25 protein-coding genes are annotated in these 26,282 nt (G+C 63.2%); 10 read left to right on the forward strand and 15 right to left on the reverse strand.

Translation table 11 applies throughout. The features are described 5' to 3' along the window. Nucleotides 1–44: 44 nt before the first annotated feature. The 8 genes from mutM (at nucleotide 45) to V4T21_RS03475 (ending at nucleotide 11,688) form a co-directional block, all read left to right on the forward strand. The gene (gene mutM / locus V4T21_RS03440) at nucleotides 45–908 is read left to right on the forward strand and encodes a bifunctional DNA-formamidopyrimidine glycosylase/DNA-(apurinic or apyrimidinic site) lyase (RefSeq protein ID WP_332713107.1); all 864 of its coding nucleotides are present in this window, start codon (nucleotides 45–47) and stop codon (nucleotides 906–908) included. A 199-nt stretch (nucleotides 909–1,107) separates the two neighbouring features. After that, nucleotides 1,108–1,374, forward strand: coding sequence for a 30S ribosomal protein S20 (rpsT, locus tag V4T21_RS03445; protein WP_332713110.1), 267 nt, complete (start codon nucleotides 1,108–1,110; stop codon nucleotides 1,372–1,374). Between the two features lie 777 nt (nucleotides 1,375–2,151). Continuing rightward, nucleotides 2,152–3,582 (forward strand): chromosomal replication initiator protein DnaA, encoded by a 1,431-nt coding sequence (gene dnaA, locus V4T21_RS03450; protein WP_332713113.1) that lies wholly within the window; start codon nucleotides 2,152–2,154, stop codon nucleotides 3,580–3,582. Nucleotides 3,583–3,641: 59 nt separating this feature from the next. Then, on the forward strand, nucleotides 3,642–4,130 hold the full coding sequence (locus tag V4T21_RS03455; protein WP_332713116.1) for a GNAT family N-acetyltransferase: 489 nt from the start codon (nucleotides 3,642–3,644) through the stop codon (nucleotides 4,128–4,130). A 138-nt stretch (nucleotides 4,131–4,268) separates the two neighbouring features. Next, complete coding sequence (gene dnaN, locus V4T21_RS03460; protein WP_332713119.1) at nucleotides 4,269–5,387, forward strand: DNA polymerase III subunit beta; 1,119 nt, start codon at nucleotides 4,269–4,271, stop codon at nucleotides 5,385–5,387. 228 nt (nucleotides 5,388–5,615) lie between these two features. Continuing rightward, on the forward strand, nucleotides 5,616–6,740 hold the full coding sequence (gene recF / locus V4T21_RS03465; protein ID WP_332713122.1) for a DNA replication/repair protein RecF: 1,125 nt from the start codon (nucleotides 5,616–5,618) through the stop codon (nucleotides 6,738–6,740). Between the two features lie 110 nt (nucleotides 6,741–6,850). Then, nucleotides 6,851–9,307 (forward strand): DNA topoisomerase (ATP-hydrolyzing) subunit B, encoded by a 2,457-nt coding sequence (gene gyrB / locus V4T21_RS03470; RefSeq protein ID WP_332713124.1) that lies wholly within the window; start codon nucleotides 6,851–6,853, stop codon nucleotides 9,305–9,307. A gap of 206 nt (nucleotides 9,308–9,513) precedes the next feature. After that, complete coding sequence (locus V4T21_RS03475) at nucleotides 9,514–11,688, forward strand: transglycosylase domain-containing protein (RefSeq protein ID WP_332713127.1); 2,175 nt, start codon at nucleotides 9,514–9,516, stop codon at nucleotides 11,686–11,688. 40 nt (nucleotides 11,689–11,728) lie between these two features. Here the strand turns inward: V4T21_RS03475 and V4T21_RS03480 are convergent, their stop codons facing one another. Together V4T21_RS03480 and V4T21_RS03485 are read right to left on the reverse strand one after the other, a co-directional pair. Then, nucleotides 11,729–12,478 carry a M48 family metallopeptidase gene (locus V4T21_RS03480; RefSeq protein WP_332713130.1) on the reverse strand — a complete coding sequence of 250 codons (750 nt, stop codon included), beginning with the start codon at nucleotides 12,476–12,478 and terminating at the stop codon, nucleotides 11,729–11,731. Nucleotides 12,479–12,694: 216 nt separating this feature from the next. Continuing rightward, the gene (locus V4T21_RS03485) at nucleotides 12,695–13,141 is read right to left on the reverse strand and encodes a DUF2852 domain-containing protein (RefSeq protein WP_332713132.1); all 447 of its coding nucleotides are present in this window, start codon (nucleotides 13,139–13,141) and stop codon (nucleotides 12,695–12,697) included. A gap of 138 nt (nucleotides 13,142–13,279) precedes the next feature. Here V4T21_RS03485 and V4T21_RS03490 point away from each other — a divergent pair, with 138 nt between their 5' ends. Beyond that, entirely contained in the window at nucleotides 13,280–14,617 is a 1,338-nt protein-coding gene (locus V4T21_RS03490) for an ActS/PrrB/RegB family redox-sensitive histidine kinase (RefSeq protein ID WP_332713135.1), read from the forward strand. Between the two features lie 87 nt (nucleotides 14,618–14,704). Further along, entirely contained in the window at nucleotides 14,705–15,256 is a 552-nt protein-coding gene (locus V4T21_RS03495) for an ActR/PrrA/RegA family redox response regulator transcription factor (RefSeq protein WP_332713138.1), read from the forward strand. A 45-nt stretch (nucleotides 15,257–15,301) separates the two neighbouring features. Here V4T21_RS03495 and V4T21_RS03500 read toward each other — a convergent pair whose 3' ends face one another. The 13 genes from V4T21_RS03500 to murJ all read right to left on the reverse strand — a co-directional run bounded on the left by V4T21_RS03500 (nucleotide 15,302) and on the right by murJ (nucleotide 26,088). Further along, a complete protein-coding gene (locus tag V4T21_RS03500; RefSeq protein WP_332713141.1) occupies nucleotides 15,302–16,258 on the reverse strand; it encodes a hemolysin family protein in 957 nt (318 codons plus the stop codon). Nucleotides 16,259–16,457: 199 nt separating this feature from the next. Beyond that, complete coding sequence (gene ybeY, locus V4T21_RS03505; protein ID WP_332713144.1) at nucleotides 16,458–16,946, reverse strand: rRNA maturation RNase YbeY; 489 nt, start codon at nucleotides 16,944–16,946, stop codon at nucleotides 16,458–16,460. Further along, the gene (locus V4T21_RS03510; protein WP_332713146.1) at nucleotides 16,943–17,980 is read right to left on the reverse strand and encodes a PhoH family protein; all 1,038 of its coding nucleotides are present in this window, start codon (nucleotides 17,978–17,980) and stop codon (nucleotides 16,943–16,945) included. Before V4T21_RS03510 ends, ybeY begins: the two co-directional genes overlap by 4 nt. Before the next feature lie 48 nt (nucleotides 17,981–18,028). Continuing rightward, on the reverse strand, nucleotides 18,029–19,411 hold the full coding sequence (gene miaB / locus V4T21_RS03515) for a tRNA (N6-isopentenyl adenosine(37)-C2)-methylthiotransferase MiaB (RefSeq protein ID WP_332713148.1): 1,383 nt from the start codon (nucleotides 19,409–19,411) through the stop codon (nucleotides 18,029–18,031). After that, nucleotides 19,408–20,223, reverse strand: coding sequence for a lysophospholipid acyltransferase family protein (locus V4T21_RS03520; RefSeq protein ID WP_332713151.1), 816 nt, complete (start codon nucleotides 20,221–20,223; stop codon nucleotides 19,408–19,410). The genes miaB and V4T21_RS03520 overlap by 4 nt, the downstream gene beginning before the upstream one ends. A 7-nt stretch (nucleotides 20,224–20,230) precedes the next feature. Beyond that, nucleotides 20,231–20,668 carry a Fur family transcriptional regulator gene (locus tag V4T21_RS03525; protein WP_332713154.1) on the reverse strand — a complete coding sequence of 146 codons (438 nt, stop codon included), beginning with the start codon at nucleotides 20,666–20,668 and terminating at the stop codon, nucleotides 20,231–20,233. A 39-nt stretch (nucleotides 20,669–20,707) separates the two neighbouring features. Beyond that, the gene (gene rimI, locus V4T21_RS03530) at nucleotides 20,708–21,187 is read right to left on the reverse strand and encodes a ribosomal protein S18-alanine N-acetyltransferase (RefSeq protein ID WP_332713157.1); all 480 of its coding nucleotides are present in this window, start codon (nucleotides 21,185–21,187) and stop codon (nucleotides 20,708–20,710) included. After that, complete coding sequence (gene tsaB / locus V4T21_RS03535; RefSeq protein WP_332713160.1) at nucleotides 21,184–21,780, reverse strand: tRNA (adenosine(37)-N6)-threonylcarbamoyltransferase complex dimerization subunit type 1 TsaB; 597 nt, start codon at nucleotides 21,778–21,780, stop codon at nucleotides 21,184–21,186. Before tsaB ends, rimI begins: the two co-directional genes overlap by 4 nt. 42 nt (nucleotides 21,781–21,822) lie before the next feature. Next, complete coding sequence (tatA, locus tag V4T21_RS03540) at nucleotides 21,823–22,011, reverse strand: twin-arginine translocase TatA/TatE family subunit (protein WP_332713164.1); 189 nt, start codon at nucleotides 22,009–22,011, stop codon at nucleotides 21,823–21,825. A gap of 161 nt (nucleotides 22,012–22,172) precedes the next feature. After that, nucleotides 22,173–22,739, reverse strand: a complete 567-nt coding sequence (locus V4T21_RS03545; protein WP_332713167.1) for a NifU family protein — start codon at nucleotides 22,737–22,739, stop codon at nucleotides 22,173–22,175. A gap of 133 nt (nucleotides 22,740–22,872) precedes the next feature. Then, nucleotides 22,873–23,367, reverse strand: a complete 495-nt coding sequence (locus V4T21_RS03550) for a universal stress protein (RefSeq protein ID WP_332713169.1) — start codon at nucleotides 23,365–23,367, stop codon at nucleotides 22,873–22,875. Between the two features lie 74 nt (nucleotides 23,368–23,441). Further along, entirely contained in the window at nucleotides 23,442–24,476 is a 1,035-nt protein-coding gene (gene trpS / locus V4T21_RS03555; RefSeq protein WP_332713173.1) for a tryptophan--tRNA ligase, read from the reverse strand. A gap of 49 nt (nucleotides 24,477–24,525) precedes the next feature. Further along, nucleotides 24,526–26,088: a murein biosynthesis integral membrane protein MurJ gene (gene murJ / locus V4T21_RS03560; protein ID WP_332713176.1), complete on the reverse strand. Its 1,563-nt coding sequence runs from the start codon at nucleotides 26,086–26,088 to the stop codon at nucleotides 24,526–24,528. Nucleotides 26,089–26,282: the final 194 nt, after the last annotated feature.

Below are 26,282 nucleotides of genomic sequence, written 5' to 3' on the forward strand. Positions count from 1 at the left end.
ACCATAACGCAAGCCTTTAGGCCCCAGCACCCCGGACCCGTCCCATGCCCGAACTTCCCGAAGTCGAGACCGTCAGGCGGGGGCTTGCGCCCTTTGTCGAAGGAGCGCGGGTCGAACGGATAACGCTCAACCGTCCCAATCTGCGCTTTCCCTTTCCCCAGGGTTTTGCCGCAGGGCTGGAGGGGCGTACGATTGCGCATTTGGGCCGGCGCGCCAAATATCTGATCGCCACGCTTTCCGATGGTTCGGTCTGGCTGTCCCATCTGGGAATGACGGGGGCGTTTCTGGTGGGCGATAGTCCAATCGAAGAGCCGAGCCGGATCAACCCGGGGGATGCGAGCGGGAAACATGTGCATTTCGAAGCGCTGCTCGCCCACCCCGCGCGCGGTCCCGTAACGCTCTCTTATTCGGACCCGCGCCGGTTCGGCTTCATGGATCTTTTCGCGCCCGGCGCGCCCAATCCCTATACCGATCCGCTGGGGCCCGAGCCCTTGGGCAATTCGCTCGACGCGCTTTATCTGGTGGACAAGCTTAGGGCCAAGAAGGGGCCGATCAAGACCGTGCTGCTCGACCAGCGGGTGATCGCGGGGCTGGGCAATATCTATGTGTGCGAGGCGCTCCATGCCAGCGGGATCGATCCACGCCGGGCGGCAGGTTCGCTGACGGGCGAAGAGATCGACCGGCTCGTTGTCGCGATCCGGCAGGTTCTCGAGGCGGCGATCATTGCCGGCGGGTCGACCCTGCGCGACTTCGCCAATGCCGACGGCAAGCCCGGCTATTTCCAGCACAACTTTGCCGTCTATGGCCGCGAGGGCGAGCCTTGCGGGCGGCCGGGATGCGGGGGAACGATCGTCCGGATCGTCCAGGCCGGCCGCTCGACGTTCCTGTGCCCGGCCTGCCAGCATTAAGGGTTTGACTCTCTCTTCGGCCCTCACTATAGAGCGGCCTTCACCGGGCGGCCCGAGGGCTGCCCCTTCCGGTTGTGCTCGCCGCCCTCGGGCGGAATTGAGCACGCAAGGCAAACTTTGAATTGGTCGCACCGTCGAACCGAAAAAGTGCAAGCCGCTTTTTCCGACACCGCTCCAGATCGCCACGAGGAAAGTTCAAATGGCAAATACACCTTCGGCCAAGAAGGCCACCCGCAAGATCGAAACCAAGACCGCCATCAACACCGCGCGCCGTTCGCGCGTGCGCACCTATCTGCGCAAGGTTGAAGAGGCTATCGCTTCGGGCAGCAAGGACGACGCGTCCGCCGCGCTCAAGATCGCCGAGTCCGAACTCCAGCGCGCCGCCGGCAAGGGCGTGTTCCACAAGAACATGGCCGACCGCAAGGTCTCGCGTCTCGCCAAGCGGGTGAAGGCTCTGGGCGCCTGATAGCCCGCTATATTCCATCCGTCTTGACGGGTGGAGAACAAGTTTCCAAGGGCCCCTCTGCGGGGCCCTTTTCAATTTTTGAGCGAAGAGAAATTTGCGTGACATTTCCGTCACGCTTTCGTCACTTGGATCGTGGGTCGACAGGTGGAGGAAAAAATAATCCGGTAGGACGCAAAGCGGACCCAACCGGATTCTCTCAAGAGTCCCATACCCTTAATTTCCCGCCTTCGGGTCCCCTCGAACCCCCTTCCCCCGCCAAGGAAGAGTCAAGCGCAAATTTGACGAAAAGGGCGGTTGTGCGCAAAAAATTGGCTGTCTAAAATGGCCGGGTTGGATCAGAAAGAGGGCGGCGCTGGACAAGTCCAAAGCCAATCTCATACGGGCAAACCCGGGGGTAAGAATGCATAATTCAGATCATTTTCTGCGCCTTTTTGGCCGCAACGGCGAAATGACCTGTTTTTCGCATTTCCTGGCTCACCTGTAGACTGACAAGGACGGCGTACCGTCTTTTCCTCTGGCGCTTCGGCGCCAATTTCAATTCGTAAACAATAGGTACTGCACAGGGTAATACTTGTGCGGCGGAGTAACTTATTGTCCCGGTCAACGGGATGAAACGGGGAACAGGGGTGGCCGTCGGGGTAGACGGCACGTCGAAACAAAGAGGCTGACATAATGGATTCGATCGCGGCTGCGGATCGCGGAACCAGGGGGAAGACCGGACCACAAGCGGGCGCCGACCCGCACGACAAAGGAGACAGGGCTGACGGAGGGAAAGCTATGGTTATGGATGCCGAGCAGGTATGGCTGCGCGTGCGCGCCCGGTTGCGCGCGGCAGTGGGCGAGGACGTGTTCACGTCCTGGTTCGCCCGGCTCGAACTCGAAGAGGTCGTCGGCGACCTCGCCCATTTGTCGGTGCCCACGCGGTTCCTGTGCTCGTGGATTCAATCCAATTATACCGAAAAGCTGCTCGAGGCCTTCGCTGCCGAAAATGATTCCATCGGCCGGCTGCATCTGACGGTCCGCATCAACGGCCAAGCCCGCCCGCGGCTGGTGAGCTCCAACGATCCGGTGGTCGAGGCGGAAACCGCCGCGCCCGCGATCGAAACCCGCCCGGTGCCGGCGCTGGTCGTCAACCAGCCGACCGCCGTGCGCGGTGACGCGCTGTCGGGCTCGGCGCTCGACAGAAAGCTCACCTTCGACACCTTCGTTACAGGCAGCGCCAACGAGATGGCGCTGGGCGTCGCCAAGCAGGTGGCGTCAGCCGCCGCCAACAATGTGGTGACCTTCAACCCGGTCTATATCCATTCCTCGGTGGGGCTGGGCAAGACGCACCTGCTCAACGCCATCGCCTGGGCGGCGGGGGCATCGGACACCTCGCGCAACATCGTCTATCTCACCGCCGACCATTTCATGTACCACTTCATCACGGCGGTGAAGCACCAGTCGGCGCTGGCCTTCAAGGAATGGCTGCGGCGCATCGACCTGCTGCTCATCGACGACATGCAGTTCTTGCAGGGCAAATCGGCCACCGAATTCGGCCACACGCTTTCGACGCTGATCTCGGGCACCAAGCAGGTGGTGGTGGCCGGCGATGCCCCGCCGCGCGACCTGGAAATGCTCGACGACCGGGTGCGTTCGCGCCTTTCGGGCGGGCTGGTGATCCCGATCGCCCCCTTCGATCCTGAATTGCGCCGCGCCATCGTTCAGAAGCGCGCCGATCAGGCGGCGGGCCGGTTCTCGGGCCTTGCCTTTCCCGCCCCCGTCATCGATTTCATCGCCCGCTCGATCGTGTCCCATGGCCGCGACCTCGACGGCGCCGTCAACCGGCTGGTGGCCGCCAATCAGTTGACCGGCGAGCCGATCACCGTGGCGCTGGCCGAAAAGACCCTCCAGGACCTCATCCGCTCGCGGGAAACCCCTCGGGTGCGGATCGAGGATATTTTGAAGATCGTCGCCCGCCACTACAAAGTGCCGCGTAACGAGCTTTTGAGCTCGCGCCGCTCGCGCGACGTGGTGCGGCCGCGCCAGATCGCCATGTATCTGGCCAAGGCACTGACCTCCCGCTCGCTGCCCGAGATCGGCCGCCGGTTCGGTGGACGCGACCACACCACAGTGCTCCATTCGGTGCGCAAGGTGGAACAATTAATGGCCCAGGACGGGGAACTCACCCAGGAAATCGAACTGCTCCGCCGGATGCTGGAAGAGTGAAGGCCGGACGGCGCGGGATATTGGTCCGGCGCCGTCGCTTTCTCTGATCGAAGACGACAATGACCCTCCAGATCCGTCCTGCCACCGACGCCGATAAAGCGCAAATCCTCGCCATCGTCGCGCCGGTTCTGGCGGCGGGGGAAACCTATGCCATCGCCCGCGATCTCGATGAGGCTGGGGTTCTGGCCTATTGGTTCGATCCCGCGCACGAGGTGTTCGTCGCCCAGGAAGACGGCATGGTTCTGGGCACTTATTACCTGATGGCCAACCAGCAGGGCGGCGGGGCGCATGTGGCCAATTGCGGCTATATGACCGCGCCCGCCTCGCGCGGGAAGGGCGTGGCGCGAGCCATGTGCACCCATTCGCTGGCGCGCGCCAGGGAGCGCGGGTTCCGGGCCATGCAGTTCAATCACGTGGTTTCCACCAACATCGGCGCCGTCGCCCTCTGGAAAGCGCTCGGTTTCGATATCGTAGGGGTGCTGCCGGGGGCCTTCCGCCACCCGGTTGAGGGCTATGTCGAGAGTTATGTGATGTTCAGGACGCTCTAGAATCGGCGCGCTGCGACAGGCTGGGGCCTTGCCTTTTTTCGCCCGCCGATGCAGGGTCTCCCCCCGGCTTTTGGCCGCCGATGGCCCGTTCTGGGCCGGACGAACCAGACAATAAAGATCAGGGATGAAAAACACGCGATGAAGGTCACGCTCGAGCGCAACCATCTTCTGAAATCGCTGGGGCACGTGCACCGCGTGGTCGAGCGGCGCAACACCTATCCCATTCTGGCCAACGTGCTCATGAGCGCCACCGGCGACGGGCTCGACCTGCGCGCCACGGACCTCGATATCGAGGTGACCGAAACGGTGCCGGCGATGACCGGAACGCCCGGGACGACGACGGTGCCGGCCCATACGCTCTATGAAATCGTGCGCAAGCTTTCCGACGGCGCCGACGTGGTGCTGGAAACCGATGGCAACGACCAGATGCTGATCAGCTCGGGCCGGTCGCGCTTTCATCTGGCCTGTCTCAATCCCGACGGCTTTCCCGATCTGAAATCGGGAGCCTTCACGCACACCTTCTCGATTGCCGTCGAGACGCTCAAGGACCTGATCGAGCGCACCCAGTTCGCGATCTCCAACGAAGAGACGCGTTATTATCTCAACGGCATTTTCGTTCACACCGTCGATGGCCCCGATGGCGTGGTGATGCGGGCGGTCGCGACCGACGGACACCGGCTGGCCCGGGTCGAGGCCGAAGCGCCGCAGGGCTCGGCCGGCATGCCGGGGATCATCATCCCGCGCAAGACGGTGGCCGAGGTGCTCAAGCTTCTCGACGGGGTGGACGAGACGGTGGGGGTCGAGCTTTCCGACACCAAGATTCGTTTTACCCTGGGCGGGGTGGTGCTGCTCTCCAAACTCATCGAGGGGAGCTTCCCCGATTACGAGCGCGTGACACCCAAGAACAACGACAAGGCGCTGCTGGTCGATCGCGATTCGCTGGCGCGCGCCGTCGATCGCGTTTCAACGATTGCGTCGGAGCGCGGCGGCAAGGCGGTCAAGCTCTCGCTCACGCCCGGCCAGCTCGAGCTTTCGGTGACCAATCCCGATCACGGCACGGCCAATGAGGAACTGGCGGTGGATTTCGATATCGACGGGTTCGAGATCGGGTTCAACGCGCGCTATCTGCTCGAAATCATCTCGCAGATCCGCAGCGAGAACGCGACGTTCCTGTTCAACGACGCCGGCTCGCCGACCCTGGTCAAGGAAGAGGGCGAGACCAAAGCCCTTTTCGTTCTGATGCCGATGCGGGTGTGACATCGATCGGCCTGGGCGATTTTGGCAAGCTCGGCTCACCCCTCACCCCCATCCCCTCTCCCTCAAGGGGAGAGGGGGGCTCTCTTTGCGGGCGCTTCGATTTAACCGCACCGCTGCAAGGGGCTACCCTTCTCCCCTTGAGGGAGAAGGTGGGCTTTCGCTTGAAAAGCGAAAGGTCGGATGAGGGGTGCGCAGCGCCCGCACAACGATCGAGCCCATTGAGTTCAAATGACCCCACCCAACCGCTCCATTTCCCGCCTCAGGCTCACCGGCTTCCGCAACTACGCCTCGGCGGCGCTCGATCTCGATCCGCGGCATGTGGTGCTGACGGGCGAGAACGGAGCGGGCAAGACCAATCTGATCGAAGCGATATCGCTTCTGGCGCCGGGGCGCGGGTTGCGAAGGGCCGGGTTCGACACGCTGGGGATTGTGGGCGGGGACGGGCTATGGGCCGTTGCCGCGAGCATAGAAACCAAATTCGGGCCCGTCGATATCGGCACAGGGGCGAGCCCGGACGCTTCGGCGCGGCGGGTGCGGATCAATGGCGCCAACGCGCGCTCGGTCGAGGAGATGAGCGAGCATTTGCGGGTTTTATGGCTCACGCCCTCGATGGACGGGCTGTTCACCGGCCCGGCGAGCGAGCGGCGGCGGTTTCTCGACCGGCTGGTGACGGCGCTTCACCCCGGCCATTCGGGGGCGGTCAGCGATTTCGAAAAGATCATGCGCCAGCGCAACAGGCTTTTGGAAGACAATGGCGATCCGGCCTGGCTGTCGGCGATAGAAGCGCAGATGGCCGAACTGGCCACCGCCATCCATTTCGCTCGCGCCGATTCGCTGGCCCATCTGCAAGCGCTGATGGCCAAGAGCGTGGCCGACACCGGATTCCCCGAGGCGCTTTTGGCCATCACGCCGTTTTTCGAGGGCGAGATGCCGCCGACCGCGAGCGGGCTGGAAGCAGCGCTGGCCGGGCTGTGGCGCGAGAGCCGGGGCCTTGATCGGGCGGCGGGACGCACTACATCTGGACCTCACCGCATCGATCTTGAAGTGACCCATGCGCCCAAGACCATGCCCGCCGGGCTGTGCTCGACGGGCGAGCAGAAGGCGCTGTTGATCGGGCTCATTTTAGTTCACGCAAGGCTGGTTTCGCAGATGACGGGGATCACCCCCATTCTCCTTCTCGACGAAATCGCCGCCCATCTCGATCCGTTGCGACGGCGGGCGCTGTTCGACGCGCTGGAACGTCTGGGCACCCAATGCTGGATGACCGGAACCGACCCGGTGCTGTTTGCCGATCTGGGTGCGCGGGCGCAGTATTTCACCGTTGCGGCGGGCGGCGTGCGCCCGGCGGGCTGAAAACGGACGACAACGACGTCAATCTGGCCGAAAATCCGGCAAATTGCTTGGGGATAAGTCCCCAATCAGGTAGAACAATTACACCTCCCAACAAGGCTGATTCTGTCTTCATGAGCGATACGCCCCCGATCCCCAACGACGCAGACTATGGCGCGGATTCGATCAAGGTCCTCAAGGGCCTCGATGCGGTCAGGAAGCGCCCGGGCATGTATATCGGGGACACCGACGACGGCACGGGCCTGCACCACATGGTCTATGAAGTCGTCGACAACGCCATCGACGAGGCGCTGGCGGGCCACGCCGACCTCGTGACCGTGACGCTCAACGCCGACGGATCGGTGACGGTCAACGACAATGGGCGCGGAATTCCCACCGCAATCCACAAGGAAGAGGGGATTTCGGCGGCCGAAGTGATCATGACCCAGCTCCATGCGGGCGGCAAGTTCGACCAGAATTCCTACAAGGTTTCCGGCGGTCTGCACGGCGTGGGCGTTTCGGTGGTCAACGCGCTTTCCGAATGGCTCCGGATGCGCATAAGGCGCGCCGGCGGCCTCTTCGAGATGAGCTTCACCCATGGCGTGGCCGATGCCCCGCTCAAGGAAGTGGGCGCCTACACCGAGGACAAGCAGCCCGGTGTCTATGAAGGCCGCTCGGGCACCGAGATCACCTTCATGCCCTCGACAGAAACCTTCACAATGATCGAGTTCGACTACAAGACGCTCGAACATCGGTTGCGCGAGCTGGCCTTCCTCAACTCGGGCGTGCACATCATCCTGCGCGACAACCGCCATCCCGAGCCCGTCGAGACCGACCTGATGTATGAGGGCGGGATCGAGGCCTTCGTGCGCTATCTCGACAAGAACAAGCCGGCGCTGCTCGAAGCCCCCATTTCGCTCTCGGCGGAAAAGGACGACATCACCGTCGAAGTGGCGCTGTGGTGGAACGACAGCTATCACGAAAACGTGCTGTGCTTTACCAACAACATTCCCCAGCGCGATGGCGGCACGCACCTTGCGGGCCTGCGCGGCGCGCTGACCCGGCAGGTGACCTCCTATGCCGACCAGTCGGGTATCTTGAAGCGCGAGAAGGTGGCACTAACCGGCGACGACACCCGCGAGGGGCTGACCTGCGTGCTCTCGGTCAAGGTTCCGGACCCCAAATTCTCCTCCCAGACCAAGGACAAGCTGGTCTCGTCCGAAGTCCGTCCGGCGGTCGAGAGCGTCGTCAACGACAAGCTCAGCCAGTGGTTCGAGGAGCATCCGAGCGAAGCCAAGCAGATCGTCACCAAGGTGGCCGAAGCCGCCGCGGCGCGCGAAGCGGCCCGCAAGGCGCGCGAACTGACCCGGCGCAAATCGGCGCTGGAAATCTCGTCGCTCCCCGGCAAGCTCGCCGACTGCCAGGAACGCGACCCGGCCAAGGCGGAAATCTTCATCGTCGAGGGTGACTCGGCCGGTGGTTCGGCCAAGCAGGGGCGCGATCGCGCCACCCAGGCGGTGCTGCCGCTGCGCGGCAAGATCCTCAACGTCGAGCGCGCCCGCTTCGACCGGATGATTTCGTCCGATCAGGTGGGGACGCTGATCACGGCGCTGGGCACCGGCATCGGGCGCGAGGAGTTCAACCCCGACAAGCTGCGCTACCACAAGATCATCATCATGACGGACGCCGACGTCGACGGCGCCCATATCCGCACCCTGCTGCTGACCTTCTTTTATCGCCAGACGCCCGAGCTGATCGAGCGCGGGCATATCTATATCGCCCAGCCACCGCTCTATAAGGTGACGCGCGGACGTTCCGAGCAATATCTCAAGGACGAGCGGGCCCGCGAGGATTATTTGCTCGCCGGCGGCGTGGACGAAGCCGTGCTCACGACCCGGGCCGGATCGGCCCATGCGGGAGCGGACCTTCTGGGCATCCTCGAGCAGGCGCGCGATCTCAACCATTTGATCGACAACCAGAATTCTCGGTACAACCGGCAGATGATCGAGCAGGCGGCGGTGGTCGGCGCGCTCGATCCGCAGGCCATGGAAAACTCCGACGCGGCCCAGGCGCTGGCCGACCGGGTCGCCAATCGGCTCAACCGAATGTCCGACGAAACCGAACGCACCTGGGACGGGCGTCTGGATGGGGAAGGCGGCTACGTCTTCTCGCGCGTGGTGCGCGGCGTTGCCGAAACCCATACGCTGGACGCGGCCCTGCTCGGTTCGGCCGATGCGCGCAAGCTGCGCAACCTTGCCGGCAAGCTCGACGAGATCTATGGCGGCGTGCCGACCCTGACGCGCAAGGACCAGAACCATGAGGTTTACGGTCCGCGCTCGCTGTTTGCCATGGTGATGGCAGCGGGCGGCAAGGGCGTTTCCATGCAACGCTACAAGGGGCTGGGTGAAATGAACGCCGAGCAGCTTTGGGAAACCACCATGGACCCCAATGCGCGCACGCTCTTGCAGGTTCAGATCAAGGAATCCGACGACGCGGATTCGATCTTCACCCAGTTGATGGGTGATCTGGTCGAACCGCGCCGCGAATTTATTCAGGAAAACGCATTGGCGGTCTCCAACCTCGATATCTGAGGGGGTGCAGCCCTTGCGCTGACGATTGATCGCATTGCCCGCAACGGGCAAAATAGGTGTTGTAGCGCGGCCACAACCGCCGGCAAGAGTGGGAAAACCCACATAAACCGGCCACATTTGGCCGCGATAGCGTTTGGGCCGAGACGGATCGGAGCGTATTCCGTCCGTCTCACAGCTTTTCTCCGATGGCCGAAAGTGACTGCCTGATGGATCTTCGCCTTTCACCCGACGATCGCGTCGATACGGGTTCGCAACGCAAGGCCAGGACGCAGCGCGCGTCCGCCTCGGGCGCGGCAAAGCCGCCACGGGGGTCCGAACCGCGCCGGCCGAAATCGAAAAAGGTGAAAAAGAAGCGCTCGGGTGGCATGAAGTTCATCGTCGGGCTTGCCTATTTCTGCTTCACCATGCTGCTGCTCGGCGGTGTCGCTGTGGCCGGGATCGTCGTCTATTACGGACGGGATCTGGGCTCGTCGGCGACCTGGGAAGTTCCCCAGCGCCCGCCCAACATCCGCGTACTCGCCTCCAATGGCCAATTGCTCACCAATCGCGGGCAGACCGGGGGCGAGGCGGTGACGATCAGCGAACTGCCCGCCTATGTGGGCCAGGCGGTGATCGCCAGCGAAGACCGCCGATTCTACAACCATTTCGGCGTCGACCCGATCGGGCTTGCCTCGGTGGCCGTGGAATCGGTGCGGGCCGGCGAGTTGACACGCGGCGCCTCGACCATCACCCAGCAGGTGGCCAAGAACCTGTTCCTCACGCCCGACCAGACCCTGGGCCGCAAGGTGCAGGAAGCGCTGCTGGCCGTGTGGCTGGAACAGAATTATTCCAAGGACCAGATCCTCGAGCTCTATCTCAACCGCGTCCATTTCGGTTCGGGCGCCACGGGGATCGAGGCGGCGGCCCAGACCTATTTCGGCATTTCGGCGCGCAATCTCTCGCTCGGTCAGGCCGCGATGCTGGCCGGCATCCTGCCCGCGCCCAGCTATTACAATCCCAAGACCCATCCCGACCGGGCCAGGCAGCGCCAGCAACTGGCGCTGGCCAATATGGTGCGTTCCGGCTTCATCACCCAGGAGCAGGCGAGCGCGGCAGCCGCCAACATGGACGCCCAGATCACGACGCAGCGCGTCGCGGGCACCGAATATTACGTGGCCGACTGGGTCGAATCGCTCATGAACGATTATCTGGGCGAAGTGAACGAGGACGTGATCGTTTCGACCACGCTCGATTGGGAGCTGCAAAAGCACGCCGAATTCGTGATCAAGGAAGCGGTGGCCGAGCGCGGGTCGGATCTGAGTTTCTCGCAGGCCGCGTTCGTCGCCATGGATACGGAGGGCCGGGTGCGGGCCCTGGTGGGCGGCGTCGATTACAGCCAGTCGACCTATAACCGCGCGGTGACCGCGCGCCGCCAGCCGGGGTCGGCCTTCAAGCCCTTCGTCTATCTGGCGGCCCTCCAGCAGGGCTATACGCCCGATACGCTGATGGTCGACGAGCCCTTGGATTACAATGGCTGGCGGCCCGAGAATTCGAGCGGCAATTATGTCGGCCCGGTCCTCCTGCGCGATGCCCTGGCCTATTCGATCAATACAGTCGCGGCGCGCCTGGCGATCGATATCGGGCCGGAAAACGTTGTCGAAACCGCTTATCGGATGGGCTTTTCGTCTAATTTCCAGGCGGTGCCGGCCATTGCGCTGGGGACCCAGGAAGTCTCGCTGCTCGAGCTCACCAATGGCTATGTGCCCTTCGCCAACGGCGGCTATGGGGTCATTCCCAACGTCATCACGCGCATCACCACCATGGATGGCGAAATCCTCTACGAGGAATCGCCCTCGGGGCCGGGACGCATCCTGACCGACGAGCAGGTGGGCATGATGAACGACATGCTCCAGACCGGCGTTCAGGCCGGCACGGGGCGCGGCGCGCAGCTCGGCAACTGGCCGATGGCCGGCAAGACGGGCACCTCGCAGCGCAACCGCGACGCGCTGTTCGTAGGCTATACCTCAAGCCTTGTGGGCGGGGTGTGGCTGGGCAATGACGACGATGCGCCCACCCGCGTGTTCGGCGGCCAGGTGCCGGCCCAGATCTGGCGCGATATCATGACCAAGGCCCATGAAGGCCTGCAGGTCGCCGATTTGCCGGGCACCTATGTGCGGCTGCAGGATCGCGTAGCCGTGCCCATGCAGCCGGGCGTGCCCGCGACGGGGCAGCCGGTGACCATCGACCAGATCCAGGGGCCCGCCGGCCAGCCCGTCCAGCAGCAGCCGGGACAAATCCCCTTCGAAGTGCAGCAGCAGCAACAGGTGCAGCCGGCGCCCCAACCAGTGCCGGTCCAGCCCGACGACGGCATAGGCACGCTGCTCAACGGCCTTTTCGGCTAGGATGGAAAAGAAAAGCCCGGAGCATCGCTCCGGGCTTTTTTCATATCGCCATCAAGCCGGCCCCATGGGCCTTGAGCCAGGCCTGGCCCCGTCCGTAATCGGGCAGGGTGCGGACCACCGTGCGCCAGAAGGCCGGGCTGTGGTTCATCTCAATGATATGGGCCACTTCATGGGCCGCCACATAATCGAGGACGAAATCGGGCGCGAGGACCAGCCGCCAGTTGAAATTGAGGGTGCGCGCCGAGGAGCACGATCCCCAGCGCGTCGATTGATCCCGCATGGTTATGCCTGCCACTCCAACGCCCAGCGTCGCGGCGTGCCGGGCGCAGGACGATTGCAGATCGCGGCGCGCCTCGGCCTTGAGCCAATCGAGAAGACGCCGGCGCATATGGTCCTGGCCGCCCGGAACGTGAAGTTCGGGCCCATCGGTCCCTTCCACTACCCGCACCAGCCCGCGCGAGGACGGAAGGCTGACCAGGATGTGGGGGACGCCGCGCAATGGAATGGTGCCGCCCGGGACAATGGCGTGGGGCGTTGCGAGCTTTGCAAGCCGATTGGCCAGCCAGCCGCTGTTGCGCTCGAGGAAGGCCTGCGCCTCGCCCCAGCGGCCGGCGCGCGGCACGGTGAGCACCGGTTCGCCCCGCCGGCCCACCGACAGCCGATAGGCCTTGGCGCGTGCATTGACCCTGACCGTGACCGTCACCGGATCGGCATCGATCATGATCTGGGTAGTTGGGGGAATGGAGCGGCCCAGAAGACCCTTGAGCACCATCGATGACTGATCTTTCATGGGCGATTCGGCAACACGGCCATTATGGCGGGACGCGGGAAAAAAAGAAGCGGCACGGCGGAAGGCCGCCGGCCGCTACTTTCCCGATCGGGCTCAAAAAAGTGTGCCTTGGGCGGAGGAAACCCAAGGCACGACTACGGGATCAAGGGAGGGGAACAATCCCGCAGCCGAAGGGAACTTTTGGCTTGCCGCCGGCCAAAGCCGACGGCAGGAGGCTCAGTAGCCCTGGCGTTCGCCGCCTTCGCCGCCCTCGTCGTTGCGGGGCGCATTGCGATCGCGCATGAAGCGGTCGAACTCTTCCCGGTCGCGGGCCTTGTGAAGGTTGGCGAGATATTCCTCGAAGGCCGCACGATCTTCATCGAGCTTGCGGCGTTCTTCCTCGAGGCGCTTGAGCTGTTCGTCGCGATACTCGTCGAACGCGGCGTTGCCGGTTGCCGAGCGATAGCCGCGATGACCATGGCCATGGCCACAGCCGCGCGATTTGAAGCTTTGCTTCTGGTTTGCGACCCAGCTTTCGGCCTTTTCACGGCTGCCGCCGAAATATTCGCCCCAGAGGATGTAGGCGAGGACGGCCATGCCAAGAGGCCAGAAGATGATGAAGCCCAAGACCATCAAGGCGATGGTCAGGGGCGACCAAGCAGGTTTGATAATTGCGGTGTTCATGTTGCGGTCTCTCCAGTCTCGAACGTATTGGAATCTGGGGTTCCAGCCCGGCGCATCAAGGCCGCGTGCAAAAATTTTTAAGTCTTGAAATCTGCTATAGAGTTCCCATAGACCCCCGCAAACGACGGCAAAACAACCATGACCGACACCCTAGAGACCACCGCGCCGGCGGTGCGCAGCGCCAATCCCATGCGGCTCGAAACGCTCGTTCTGCTGCGCTGGCTGGCCATTTCGGGCCAGCTCATCTCGGTGGTCTTCGTGCGCTACGGCATGGGCTATGAGCTGCCGCTGGGGGCGTGCCTGGTGCTGATCGGGCTCTCGGTGCTGCTCAATGCCGGCCTGCTCATCGGCTATGGGCCGGGCCACCGGCCCTCGACCCGGCTCGCCTTCCTGCAACTGGCCTATGACAGCCTGCAATTGGGGGGCCTGCTCTATCTCACCGGCGGGCTGGGCAATCCCTTCGCCATTCTGCTTTTAGCCCCCGTATCGGTTTCCGCCTCGACGCTGGCGTCGCGCGAAACCATCTGGCTGGGATTGCTGGTCGGGGGGATCGCCAGCCTTTTGGCGCTGTTTCACCTGCCGCTCCCTTGGGAGCCGGGAAGCACCTTCCAGCCGCCGCGCATCTATCTCACCGGCGTCTGGGTGGCGATCCTGTGCGCTGTGGCGTTCGTTGCCGGCTATACAAGCAAGGTGGCGCATGAAGCGCGCCAGCTCGTCGATGCCCTCACCCTCACCGAACTGGCGCTGTCGCGCCAACAACAGCTCTCGGCGCTCGACGGGCTGGCCGCGGCGACGGCCCATGAGTTGGGGACGCCGCTCGCCACCATCGCGCTGGCGGCCAAGGAAATCCGCCGCGACCACGGGGAGGGTGAACTGGCCGAGGACCTCGACCTGATCATCGACCAGGTGGCGCGGTGCCGGGCGATCCTGGGCAAATTGCGCAATCTGCGGCCTTCGGGCTCGGACATTTTCGATACCGCCACCCTTTCCGATATCGTTGCCGAGCTCGCCAAGGTGCATGAGGCGCCGGCCGCCATGGAAGGCAAGACGATAACGCTGGCCCAATCGCTCGCCCATGAGGACGAGCCGGTGATCGCCCGCAATGTGGCGCTGCTCTACGGCCTGGGCAATCTGATCGAAAACGCCGTGCAGTTTTCCAAGGTGGAAGTCACCATCCGGGCCATATGGGACGGGCGGCGGATGATGATCGCCATCATGGATGACGGGCCGGGCTTTCCGCCCGACCTTTTAAGCCGGCTGGGGGAACCCTATCTCACCACACGGACGCGCGACCGCGACGACCCGCGCCATCCCGATGGCGGGGGCGGATTGGGGCTTGGCGTATTCATCGCCAAGACGTTGCTCGAGCGAACCGGGGCAACGCTGCGTTTTTTCAACGCCAGGGCCAATGGGCATGCCTGTGTGGAGATCAGCTGGCCCCGCGATACGCTGGCGCGAAACATCCAGAACAATTGAGCGATCGGGTCTTAAGCAATTGATACCGTTTGCTTTGACGAAACCGACACAATTGGTCATAACCGAAGGGCGAGAGGATCAAAGGCCATGACCGACATTTCAGACCTTCCCGAAACCGAGCGCACGCTGCTACTTGTCGACGATGACAAGCCGTTCCTGACGCGTCTCGAACGCGCCATGGAAAAACGCGGATTTGCCGTCACCATCGCCGATACGGTGGCGGGCGGGCTCGCGGCGGTCAAGGCCCATCCCCCGGCGTTCGCCGTGGTCGATCTGCGGCTCGAGGACGGCAATGGGCTTGAAGTGGTCAAGGCCCTCCATGAAAGCCGCGTCGACGCGCGGGCGGTGGTTCTGACCGGATATGGCAACATCGCCACCGCCGTAACCGCCGTCAAATTGGGCGCCGTCGACTATCTCGCCAAGCCCGCCGATGCCGACGATATCGTCAAGGCGCTGCTCGCCAATGAGGAGACCAAGCCCGAGCCCCCCGACAACCCCATGTCGGCCGACCGGGTGCGCTGGGAGCATATCCAGCGGGTCTATGAATTGTGCGACCGGAACGTGTCGGAAACCGCTCGGCGGCTCAACATGCACCGGCGCACGCTGCAGCGGATTCTTGCCAAGCGCGCGCCGCGCTAGGGCCTTCCCCCGCAGCGAAATTTCGAAACCAAAGAAAAAGGCGGCCTATTCGGCCGCCTGATGATTGTTGGTGGGCTCGGGCGTCCCGGGCAGGATGTCGGGGCCAGGGCCGGTGATGAGCAGGGGCTGCTTGCGGCGCTTGCGGCTGACGCGGACCTGCCTGACCCGACGTCCGTCCGACCGGGTGATCTCGAAATCGAAACCCTTGAGCTTCGAAACGATCTCGCCGCGAGCGGGAACCCGCCCGGCCAGCGCAAAGATCAATCCCCCGACAGTATCCACCTCGTCGCCGTAATGGCCCGGGTCGAAATCGGTGCCGACCACCTCGACCAGATCGTCGAGTTCGGTGCGGGCATCGACGACGAAGACGTCGTCATTGAGCGCCCGGATCATCTGATCCTCTTCCTCGTCGTGCTCGTCCTCGATATCGCCGACGACGGCTTCGAGCAGGTCTTCGATAGTGGCCAGACCATCGGTTCCGCCGTATTCATCGATCACCACGGCCATGTGGATATGGGTGGCCTGCATGGAGGTCAGAAGATCGATGACCGGCATGGAGGGGGGCACGAACAGCACCTTGCGTACCAGATCGACCCTGCCGATCTTTTGCTTGAGGGCAGGGGTGACGAACCGCACCGGGCTTGAGGACCCATTGCCGTTGGCAGCGCCATTGGCGGCGGGTCTGGCCTCCTCGGTGACTTTTTCGAGCACGTCCTTGATGTGAATCATGCCCACGACATTGTCGAGGCTGTCCTCATAGACGGGCATGCGCGAATGACCGCCCTGGCGGAAGCGTTCGATGACCGAGCCGACATTGACGTCGACCTCCACGGCCTCGATATCGGAGCGGGGCACCATGACGTCCTCGACGCGCATGTCGCCCAGATTGAGAACGTTCTGCAGGATCGTCCTTTCGGACGCCGAGAACACCTCGTCTTCCTGCTGGGGCGCTTCGAGCGCCTCCTTGAGATCGCTGCGCAGCGATGCCGAGCGAATCGGCATGAAGGCAAGGATCTTCTCCCAGAAGGAAGATTTCTTTTCGCTCGAAGGTGAAGTGTTGTCGCCACGAGGGCGATGCGGCCGGCGCGCCGCGGCGCTAGATTGATCGATGTCAGTCATCTGGGGTGCGGTGGCCAAATCCGTTCAAGGCCAACCGTCGGCACTCCGTATCTCGTTGCGCAAATGGAGCTTTAGCTCCGGGTCAATCCTCGATGAGGATTTGACCATCATAGGGGTCGGGATATCCCAACAGCCCCATAATATCGGTTTCTCTTGCCTCCATGGCAAGAGCCTCGTCTTCGGAAAGATGATCATAGCCCAAAACGTGAAGCATTCCATGGACCAGCAGGTGGGCGAAATGATGCTCGAAGGGCTTTTCAAGCTCTTGAGCTTCCCGCAAAATCGTTTCATAGGCCAGGGATATGTCACCCAGAAGACCCTCCAGCGGATCGTCCGGATCGAGCGCGGGAAACGAGAGAACGTTGGTGGGCTTGTCCTTGCCGCGCCACTGGCTGTTGAGCGCCTGCTGGGCCGCATCATCGGTCAAAAGCACCGAGATTTCGCAGGGCCCATCCACTTGATAGCCGGAATTGGCCAGCGCGGCGGTGAGAACACGCTGGGCCAAGGGCTCCAGCCCCTCGGGCCAATCCCCGTTCTCGACGGCGATATCGACGGTAAGCTGGGGGCTCAAACGTCGAGCTTTCCAGCGGCCGAAGGATCCTTGCCCGTCGCGCCCTCATAGGCGCGAACGATGCGGGCGACCAGCTCGTGGCGCACCACGTCCTTGTCGGAAAAACGCGTGATGTGGATGCCCTCGACGTCCGACAGCAGGTGCAGTGCCTCGACCAGCCCCGATTTTTCCCCACGCGGCAGGTCGACCTGGGTGGGATCGCCCGTGACGATCATTTTCGAATTTTCGCCCAGACGAGTCAGAAACATCTTCATCTGCATGGAGGTGGTGTTTTGGGCCTCATCGAGGATCACCGCGGCGTTCGAGAGCGTGCGCCCGCGCATGAAGGCGAGCGGGGCCACCTCGATGGTGCCGGCGGCAAGGCAGCGTTCGACCACTTCGGCCTGCATCATATCGTAAAGCGCGTCATAGAGCGGGCGCAGATAGGGATCGACCTTTTCCTTGAGGTCGCCGGGCAGAAAGCCCAGCCGTTCGCCGGCCTCGACAGCAGGCCGGGAAAGAATAATGCGGGAAATCTCGCCCCGTTCGAGAAGCGTCGCGGCGTGGGCGACGGCCAGATAGGTCTTGCCGGTGCCGGCCGGGCCGACCCCGAACACCATCTCGAACCGGTCCATGGCGCGGATATAGCCGTCCTGAGCCGGGTTGCGGGCCACGATGGTCGCCTTGCGCGTGGCGATCTGGGCCATGCGCACCTTGCCCTTTTTCTCCAGCGTGGGCAGCGAGAGCTGGTTGTCCTCGGACTGGACCATGCGAATGACGCCGTCGACGTCGCCGACCCCCACATGCTTGCCCTCTTCGAGCATGTCATAAAGCGATTCCAGCGCGCGGCGCGCCTGATCGATCGCGTTGGCGCCACCGCGCAGCATCACGTGATTGCCGCGCGAATTGGCTTCGACCCCCAGGCGCTGTTCGATCAGCGCCAGATTCTGGTCAAATTCGCCGTAGAGTTGGGAAACAAGCCGATTGTCCTCGAACGCCAGTTCGAGATGGGCGGCGGCGGATTGGTCGGGTTGCGACCGCAAATTCCGTGTCAAACGCGATGGCTCCAGGGCAGCACTGCGATTCTTACCCGAGTCAACGTATCAGACCGCCATAGCGTTCGCTGTGACAATTCTGCCTTCGAGCGAATTTTTTGCCTGTCCGATGATTTCGACCGGCAGGATCTTGCCGATCAGGCTCTGATCGGCGGCGATATGGACGGCCTGGAGATAGGGTGAGCGGCCCGCGACCTGACCGGGATTGCGGCCCGGCTTTTCGATCAGCACCGGCATGGTCAGCCCCACGCAGCCGGCATTGAAGGCCCGGGACTGGCTGGTGATCTCGGCCTGGAGGATTTCCAGACGCTCGGCCTTGACGTGCTCTTCGATCTGATTGCCCATTTCCGCCCCCGGCGTGCCGGGGCGAGTGGAATATTTGAACGAAAATGCCGAGGCGTAGCCGACTTTTTTCACGATCTCGACAGTTGCCGCGAAATCGGCGTCGGTCTCGCCGGGAAAACCAACGATGAAATCGCCCGAGAGGGCCATATCGGGCCGCGCGGCACGGATGCGATCGATGATCTCGAGATATTCCTGCGCCGTATGCCGGCGGTTCATGGCTTTCAGTATGGTATCGGACCCCGACTGCACCGGCAGGTGCAGATAGGGCATGAGCTTATCGAGATCGCGATGGGCGGCGATCAGCTCGTCATCCATGTCGCGGGGGTGGCTGGTAGTGTAGCGGATACGCTCGATCCCCTCGATCTCGGCCAGCATATGGCAGAGCGCGCCAAGGCTCACGGCGCGGCCATTGCCGTCCAACCCGTGATAGGCGTTGACGTTCTGGCCCAGCAGGGTGATTTCCCTGACGCCGGCATCGGCCAGCGCCCGCGCCTCGCTCAGGACCTGTGCCACGGGGCGCGAGACCTCGGCGCCGCGCGTATAGGGAACGACGCAGAAGGAACAGAATTTGTCGCATCCTTCCTGCACGGTCAGGAACGCCGTGAGCCCACGCGAAATAGTCACTTCGCGTTTGGGAGCCGGCAGATGGGCGAATTTGTCTTCCTCGGGGAAATCGGTATCGACAACCCGCTCGGTCTGCGCCCTGGCCAGAAGTTCGGGCAGGCGGTGATAGGATTGCGGGCCGAAGACCAGATCGACGGCAGGCGAGCGCGCCATGATCTCTTCGCCCTCGGCCTGCGCCACGCAGCCGGCCACCCCGATCAGCATCTTTTTGGCGCCGGGAGCGCGCTCGTCGCGGAAATCGCGGATGCGGCCCAGTTCCGAATAGACCTTTTCTGCCGCCTTTTCGCGGATATGGCAGGTGTTCAAAAGCACCAGATCGGCCTCGCCCATATCCTGGGTCGGCGTATAGCCGTGCGGCGCCAGGGCGTCGGTCATCCGATCGCTGTCGTAAACGTTCATCTGGCAGCCATAGGTCTTGATGAAGACCTTCCTGGCATTTGGGAGGGACTGGTTTTCGCTCATGGGCGGGGTTTACCCAATTCTTGTGCCTTTGGCAAAGGCTGACGACGGTTGAGCGCGTTGAGCATGCGGCGCACCTCGTTTTCCGCCGCCTTTGCGATCCCCTTGCGGTCGCCATTGGCGGCAAGCGGGGTGCCCAACGCGATTGTAACGTTCTTGGGGCCGGAGGAGAGGATGGCGCCGAGATTGTCGCCCACCTCCATGTCGCCGATCCAGGCGATTTGCCAGCGCTCGTTGCGTGACAGGGGCAGGCCCGAAATCGCCGTATAGGCGATGGCGAGCGGCTGGATCATCACCCCCTTATCGTTTTCCTCCACCATGGCCGCGCTCGCGGCGCCCAAAAGCGCCGACCGAAAGGGCAGGACATGGGTGCCGATATCGGACGTGCCCTCGGCAAACAGCAGCACTGGGATGCCCTCGGCGATCCGTCCGCTCATTTCGCGGGCCGTGCGCCCCGCATCGGTGCGGCGCCTGCGGTCAACGAAGATGGTTCTTTGCAGCCCGGCCATGAAGCCGACCAGCGGCCAGCGGGCGATTTCGGATTTGGCGACGAAGCTGACCGGAAATTTCGACGCCACCGCCACGATATCGAGCCAGCCGATATGGTTGGACACCAGCAGAACCGGCCCGTCGCGAACAGGTTCCCCCTCGACCTTTACGCGCAGACCAAGCCCGATGGCCAAGAGCTTGAAGAAGGTTTGCGGCAATAGACGCCAGCCGGGCAGCCTTGCCCAGAGGATCACAAGCTGGAACGGCAGCCCGACGAGCGTGAAAGGCAGGACGACGAGCGCGAGAAACAGCAGGCGAAGGACCATAAAGGGCTCAGGACGATTTGTCCTCCAGCGGCACGGCATAAAGCTCGAGCCGGTGATCGACCAGCTTGTAGCCGAGCTTTTTGGCGATCACCTCCTGGATGGCCTCGATCTCCTCGTTGCGGAACTCGATGACCTTGCCCGAGCGGATATCGATAAGATGGTCGTGATGCTCGTCGGGGATCTGCTCGAAACGCGCGCGCCCATCCTTGAAATCGTGCTTGGTGACCAGCCCGGCTTCCTCGAAAAGATTGACGGTGCGATAGACGGTTGAGAGCGAAATGCGCGGATCGATCGCGGCGGCGCGGCGATAGAGTTCCTCGACGTCGGGATGGTCGGAGGCCGCTTCCAGCACGCGGGCGATCACCCGGCGCTGCTCGGTCATGCGCATGTTGCGCGCCACGCATTGTTCTTCAAGCGTCGCTTCGCTGTCGGGCTGGATCCCCATGGCGCACCTTCGCGCATCTGTTTTGCTATTGGCTCGGGGTTAGCCGATCGGAGCGCGCATGACAAGGGCGGTGGCCGCCGAGCCGTCGGGCTTGGGGTAATAGGCCTTGCGCTTGCCGATCTCGGTAAAGCCGAAACCGCGATAGAGCGCGATGGCCGCCGCGTTGGTTTCATCGACCTCGAGAAACATGGTTTTGACCGGACTCATGGTTAGATCGGAAAAGGCCGCTCCAAGCAGGGCGCGGCCCAGCCCCCGGCCACGGCTTTTGGGGTCGACGGCGATGGTGAGGAGTTCGCTTTCATCTTCGGCCAGACGCAGCATGGCGAACCCGGAAATGGCTCGCCGGGCGTCGCTGGCCACATAGGCAGGCGTTATTTTGGGATCGGCGAGATAGGCCTCGAAATCAGTGGTCGGCCAGCCGCGATAAAAGCCGGCGGCGTGTAATCTGGCCAGCGCGGGCGCGTCTCGGACCTCGCCACGGGCGATATGGAGGCCGGACGGGGCGAGCCAGAGATTCATCGGCGCGCCACCTGGGCTTTCGTCTGCGGCTTGGCGTCGGCGGCCCGGATATAGGTGGGATCGGGGGGAAATTTTTTAGGATCGGCCATGGCGGCGAAGCGGGCCATTAGCACGATGTCGATCATCGGATCGTCGGCATTGGTGCGCGCCGCCACTTGGAGGCTCTGGGTGAGGTCGACGAGTTCCGGAGCGCCCTCGGGATGGCCGGGGGCCGAAAATGTCTGGCGATAGGCCTCGTCGCGCCGGGCGTCGACGATGAGCTCGCTCGGGCCGGGCCGCGAAAGCGAGAGGGCGAGAAGCGAGGGGATGCCCAGAACAGGAATATCGAGCGCCACGCCCAACCCCCGCGCGGCGGAAAGCCCGATCCGCAACCCGGTGAACGACCCCGGACCCGTGGAAACCCCGATGCGTTCGATGTCGCCATAGGCGAGGCCATGACGCGTCATCAGCTCGTCGATGGCCGGGAAGATGATTTCGGCATGGCCCTTGGCGATGTCGCGGATTTCGCTATCGGCAGCGCCATCCGCGAAGATCAGCGCCAGTTGCAGGCGCCCGCGGGCAGTATCGATGGCAAGGGTCGTGGGCATTGTCATGGGACGAGGCTTTAGGCCCAAAGCCCGATCGCCGCAAGCCGATCAGGCTTTGTCCGACGGCTTGTCGTCGAGGGTGCCCGGATCGGATTTTACGTCCTCGGCCATGCCCTGACGGAAACTTTTGATGCCCTTGCCCAGATCGCCCATCATGCCCGAAAGGCGGCCTGGGCCGAAGACGACGAGCACCACGACCAGAACGACCAGCCAGTGCGCGAGGGAAAACGTACCCATGTTCGAACTCCTGCGGCCGAAATCCGGCCGATCGCCGCGTTATCTCGCCGGGTCGCGGCAAATGTGCGGCAGGCGATCCTACGCCTCCAAATATGCGAATGCCAGTGTCGCGGTTTCCCGGGACACTGGCGCAAGAAGGCGTGAGGCCTAACTGAATAGTTCTAGATTTGCTGCACCTGCTCGACGCCGGGAACGAAGTGGCGCAGGAGGTTTTCGATGCCCGATTTGAGCGTCGCTGTGGACGAGGGGCAGCCCGAGCAGGCGCCCTGCATGTGGAGGAATACAGTGCCTTCCTTGTAGCCCTTGAAGGTAATGTCGCCGCCATCCATGGCGACGGCCGGGCGGACGCGGGTGGCGAGGAGTTCCTTGATCACTTCGACAGTCTCGGTGTCTTCGTCGTCGAAAAATTCGTCGCTGTCATCGTTGGCCGAGGTTGCGGCGCCTTCGGCGAGGACGGGCTTTCCGGCCATGAAATGCTCCATGACGGCGCCCAGAATCGCGGGCTTTATGTGAGCCCAATCAATGGCTTCGTCCTTGGTGACCGAAACGAAATCGGACCCCAGGAACACACCGGAAACGCCATCGAGCGAGAAAAGAGCCGCGGCCAGAGGAGAAATGCGGGCGGCTTCGGCGTCGCGGAAATCGCGCGGTTCACCGGGCAGGACCTCGCGGCCGGGGAGAAATTTAAGCGTCGCCGGATTGGGGGTCGCTTCGGTCTGAATGAACATGATGTGCCTCTCAGGGCTTTTTAGAACCATTCCAAGTTGGTTCTAAAATAGGCGCATAAACGGGTTTTGCAAGGAGAATATGCAAGCAAGTCACGCGGCTAAACGGGGTTTGGGTTCACCATTGCGCGAAATCTCAACACAGCGCGGCCAGATCGGCGTCCGAAATCGTTCCCGGGACCACGGTGACGGGCACGCGAAAGGCGTTGGCACCGCGCGCCGCGATGGAGGCGACGAGGGGGCCGGGGCCTTCCGAGGAGTCGGCGGCGGCGAGCACCAGAATGGCGACATCGGGGTCTTCGGCGATCTGGGCTTCGACAGCGTCGGTCTTCTTGCCCTCGCGGATCACCCTTTCCACCTTGATCGACCCATAGGCGGCGATCGAGGCGGCGTGGCGGGCCTGGAGGGCTTGGGTCGCCTCATAGGCTTCGGCGCGCATCACTTCCTCGACGCCGAGCCAGTGCTGGAAATTGTCCGATTCGATCACCGAAAGCAAAACCACCACGCCCCCGGTGCGGCGGACGCGCAGGGCGGCGAAAGTCACCGCCTTGGCGCATTCGGGGCTCTCGTCGACGACGACGAGGAATTTGCGTTTGTATTCCTCGTCCCGAGTGTCTTCGATATCAGTCAATCGCAGCGTCCATGGGCTTTTTCAAAGCGGTGCATGCTGCCATTTGCGCATTTGATGCGCAAGTGGCAGGTCCCTTAGCTGATGAAGCCCACGATGGCGCGGACCTCTTTCATTGTCGTTTCGGCCAGAACGCCGGCCCGCTCTGCGCCATCGCGCAGATAGGCGTCGATGGTCTGGGGGTCGTCGAGCAGGCGCCGCATCTCGGTCGAGATGGGCGCGAGGACCGAAACCGCGAGATCGGCGAGCGCCGGCTTGAACCGGCCCCAGCCAGCGCCGGCGAATTCGGCGATAACTTCAGCTTTGGTCTCGTCCGAGAGCGCGGCGTAGATGCCCACGAGATTGTCGGCCTCTGCGCGGCCCTTGAGCCCTTCGACATCGGAGGGGAGCGGCTCGGGATCGGTGGTGGCCTTTTTGATCTTTTTGGCGATGGCGTCCGCATCGTCGAGCAGCGAGATGCGCGACTGGTCGGAAGGATCGGACTTGCTCATCTTCTTGGTGCCGTCGCGCAGGCTCATGATGCGGGTGGCGGGGCCGGCGATCAGCGGCTCGGTGATGGGGAAGAATTCGGGATCGAAACCGTTCTCCGCTATCGAGGCGGCGTAATCATTGTTGAACTTTTGCGCGATGTCGCGGGTGAGTTCGAGATGCTGTTTCTGGTCGTCGCCGACCGGAACCGATCCGGCCTTGTAGAGCAGGATATCGGCGGCCATCAGGGACGGATAGGCGAGCAGGCCCAGCGAGACGTTCTCGGAGTTTTTCCCCGCCGTCTTGTCCTTGAACTGGGTCATGCGGTTCATCCAGCCGATGCGCGCGATGCAGTTGAAGATCCAGGCCAACTCGGCATGCTGGACCACCTGGGACTGGTTGAAGACGATATGGGCGCGTGGGTCGATGCCCGCGGCGATGAAGGCGGCGGCGACTTCGCGCGTGGCGCGGCGCAGCTCATTGGGTTCCTGCCAGACGGTGATCGCGTGCATATCGACGACGCAATAGAGGCATTCATGGGTCTGCTGGAGGGGCACGAAACGGCGGATGGCGCCGAGATAATTGCCCAGGTGCAGATCGCCCGAAGGCTGAATGCCGGAAAAGACGCGATTGTTGGCAGGCATGTTCATCGTCCCGGAAGGCTAAAAGGAGGGAGTAGAAGCCTTTAGCCGCTCAACGGCGCCGCCGCAAGCGGACCAGGATCACGTCCAGCCGCTGGATGCCGGTGAAATGGAGGGTGGCGAAATAGAGCGCGGCGCCCAGGCCGACAAAGGCGGCGAGCGCCAAAAACTGGAAAAGGAAGAAGGCGCCCGGGGCAAAGACCGGCTGGGCCCAGACCGACGCCAGCCAGAGGATGACACCCATGACGATAGCGGCGGCGAAGATGCCGGTGAGCCGACTGGTTTCGCTCGCGCTCAGGCGGAAATGGCCGCGCCGGGCAAGGAGAATGGCGAGCAGGATGACATTGACCCAGGCGGAAACCGAAGTGGCGAGCGCGATACCGATATGCTGCAGGGTGGGGAACAGCGCCAGCGAGACCGCCACATTGACCACCATGGAAAGCCCCGCGAGGATAGTCGGCGTCCGTGTGTCCTGGCGGGAGAAAAACCCCGGCTGGAGCACGCGGACCAGGACGAAGGCGGGCAGGCCCACGGCAAATCCCGCCAGGGCTTCGGAAACCGCGATGGTGGCGGCGGCATCGAACGCGCCACGCTCGAACAGGACGCGCACGATGGGCACGCCGATGGCGATCAGCGCAGCGGCGGCGGGGAGGGTGAGGGTCATCGAAAGGAGCAGCGCCTGGCTCTGGCTGGCCCGTGCCTCAGTTTCACGCCCCGAGGACAGATGCCGGGAGAGCTCGGGCAAGAGCACCGTGCCGATGGCGATGCCGATGATGCCGAGCGGGAGCTGGTAGAGCCTGTCGGCATTGGCGATGATGGCGATGGCCTGATCGGCTTGCGACGCGATGACGGTGCCCACAAAGACGTTGATCTGGATGATGCCGCCGGCCGCGATGGCCGGGAGGGCCAGAAGCCAGAATTTTTTCACGTCCCTGTTGTAGCGCGGCCAGGAAATTGAAGGCGCGAAGCCGGCGCGCTGGATGGCCCACCAGACCAGCGCCAGTTGCGCGACACCGCCCGCCATGGCGGCGATGCCCAGCCAGAAAGCGATATCGGCGGGATTTTCGATGGCAAGGACCGCCAGCGGGACGAGAACGGCGATGTTGACGATGTTGAGCAGCACCGGGGCGAAGGCGGCGGCGAAGAATTTGCCCAGCGAATTGAGGATCGCGCCATAGGCCGCCATCAGGCTCATGCAGGCGAGATAGGGGAACATGATGCGCGAGAGAAAGACAGTGAGCGCGAATTTTTCCGGATCGTCCACGAAACCCGGCACGAAAACGGCCATGATGGGGTCCATGAAGATTTCGGCCAGGATGGTGACGATGACGATGGCCGCTACCAGCCAGCTCATGATGCGGCCGGCGAGCTTTTTGGCTTCGTCGGGGCCCTGGGTTTCCAGCGCGCCGGAAAACATGGGAACGAAGGCGGTGTTGAAGGCACCTTCGGCAAACAGCCGCCTGAAGAGATTGGGGAAGCGGAAGGCGGCCTGAAAGGCGTCGGCGGCGGGACCGATGCCGAGCACGGCGGCAATCAGCGCATCGCGGATGAAGCCGAAGACGCGGGAGATGAGCGTGAGCCCGCCGACCGAGAGGGTGTTGCGGAAGAGGCTCATGGGTGGCGGTTCTCGAGCGCTGGCGAGGGTGTATGCGGCAGGCTCGGCGCACCCCTCATCCGACCTTTCGCCTGCGGCGAAAGCCCACCTTCTCCCTCAAGGGGAGAAGGGCAGCTAAAACTCAAACACGGAGCATGCTGCGCCTGCTCCAACCAATGCGGATGAGGGGTGCGCTGAAGTTGCGGCGGACACAT

The organism is Pelagibacterium mangrovi, assembly GCF_036662815.1.
In the GTDB taxonomy this organism is placed as follows: domain Bacteria; phylum Pseudomonadota; class Alphaproteobacteria; order Rhizobiales; family Devosiaceae; genus Pelagibacterium; species Pelagibacterium mangrovi.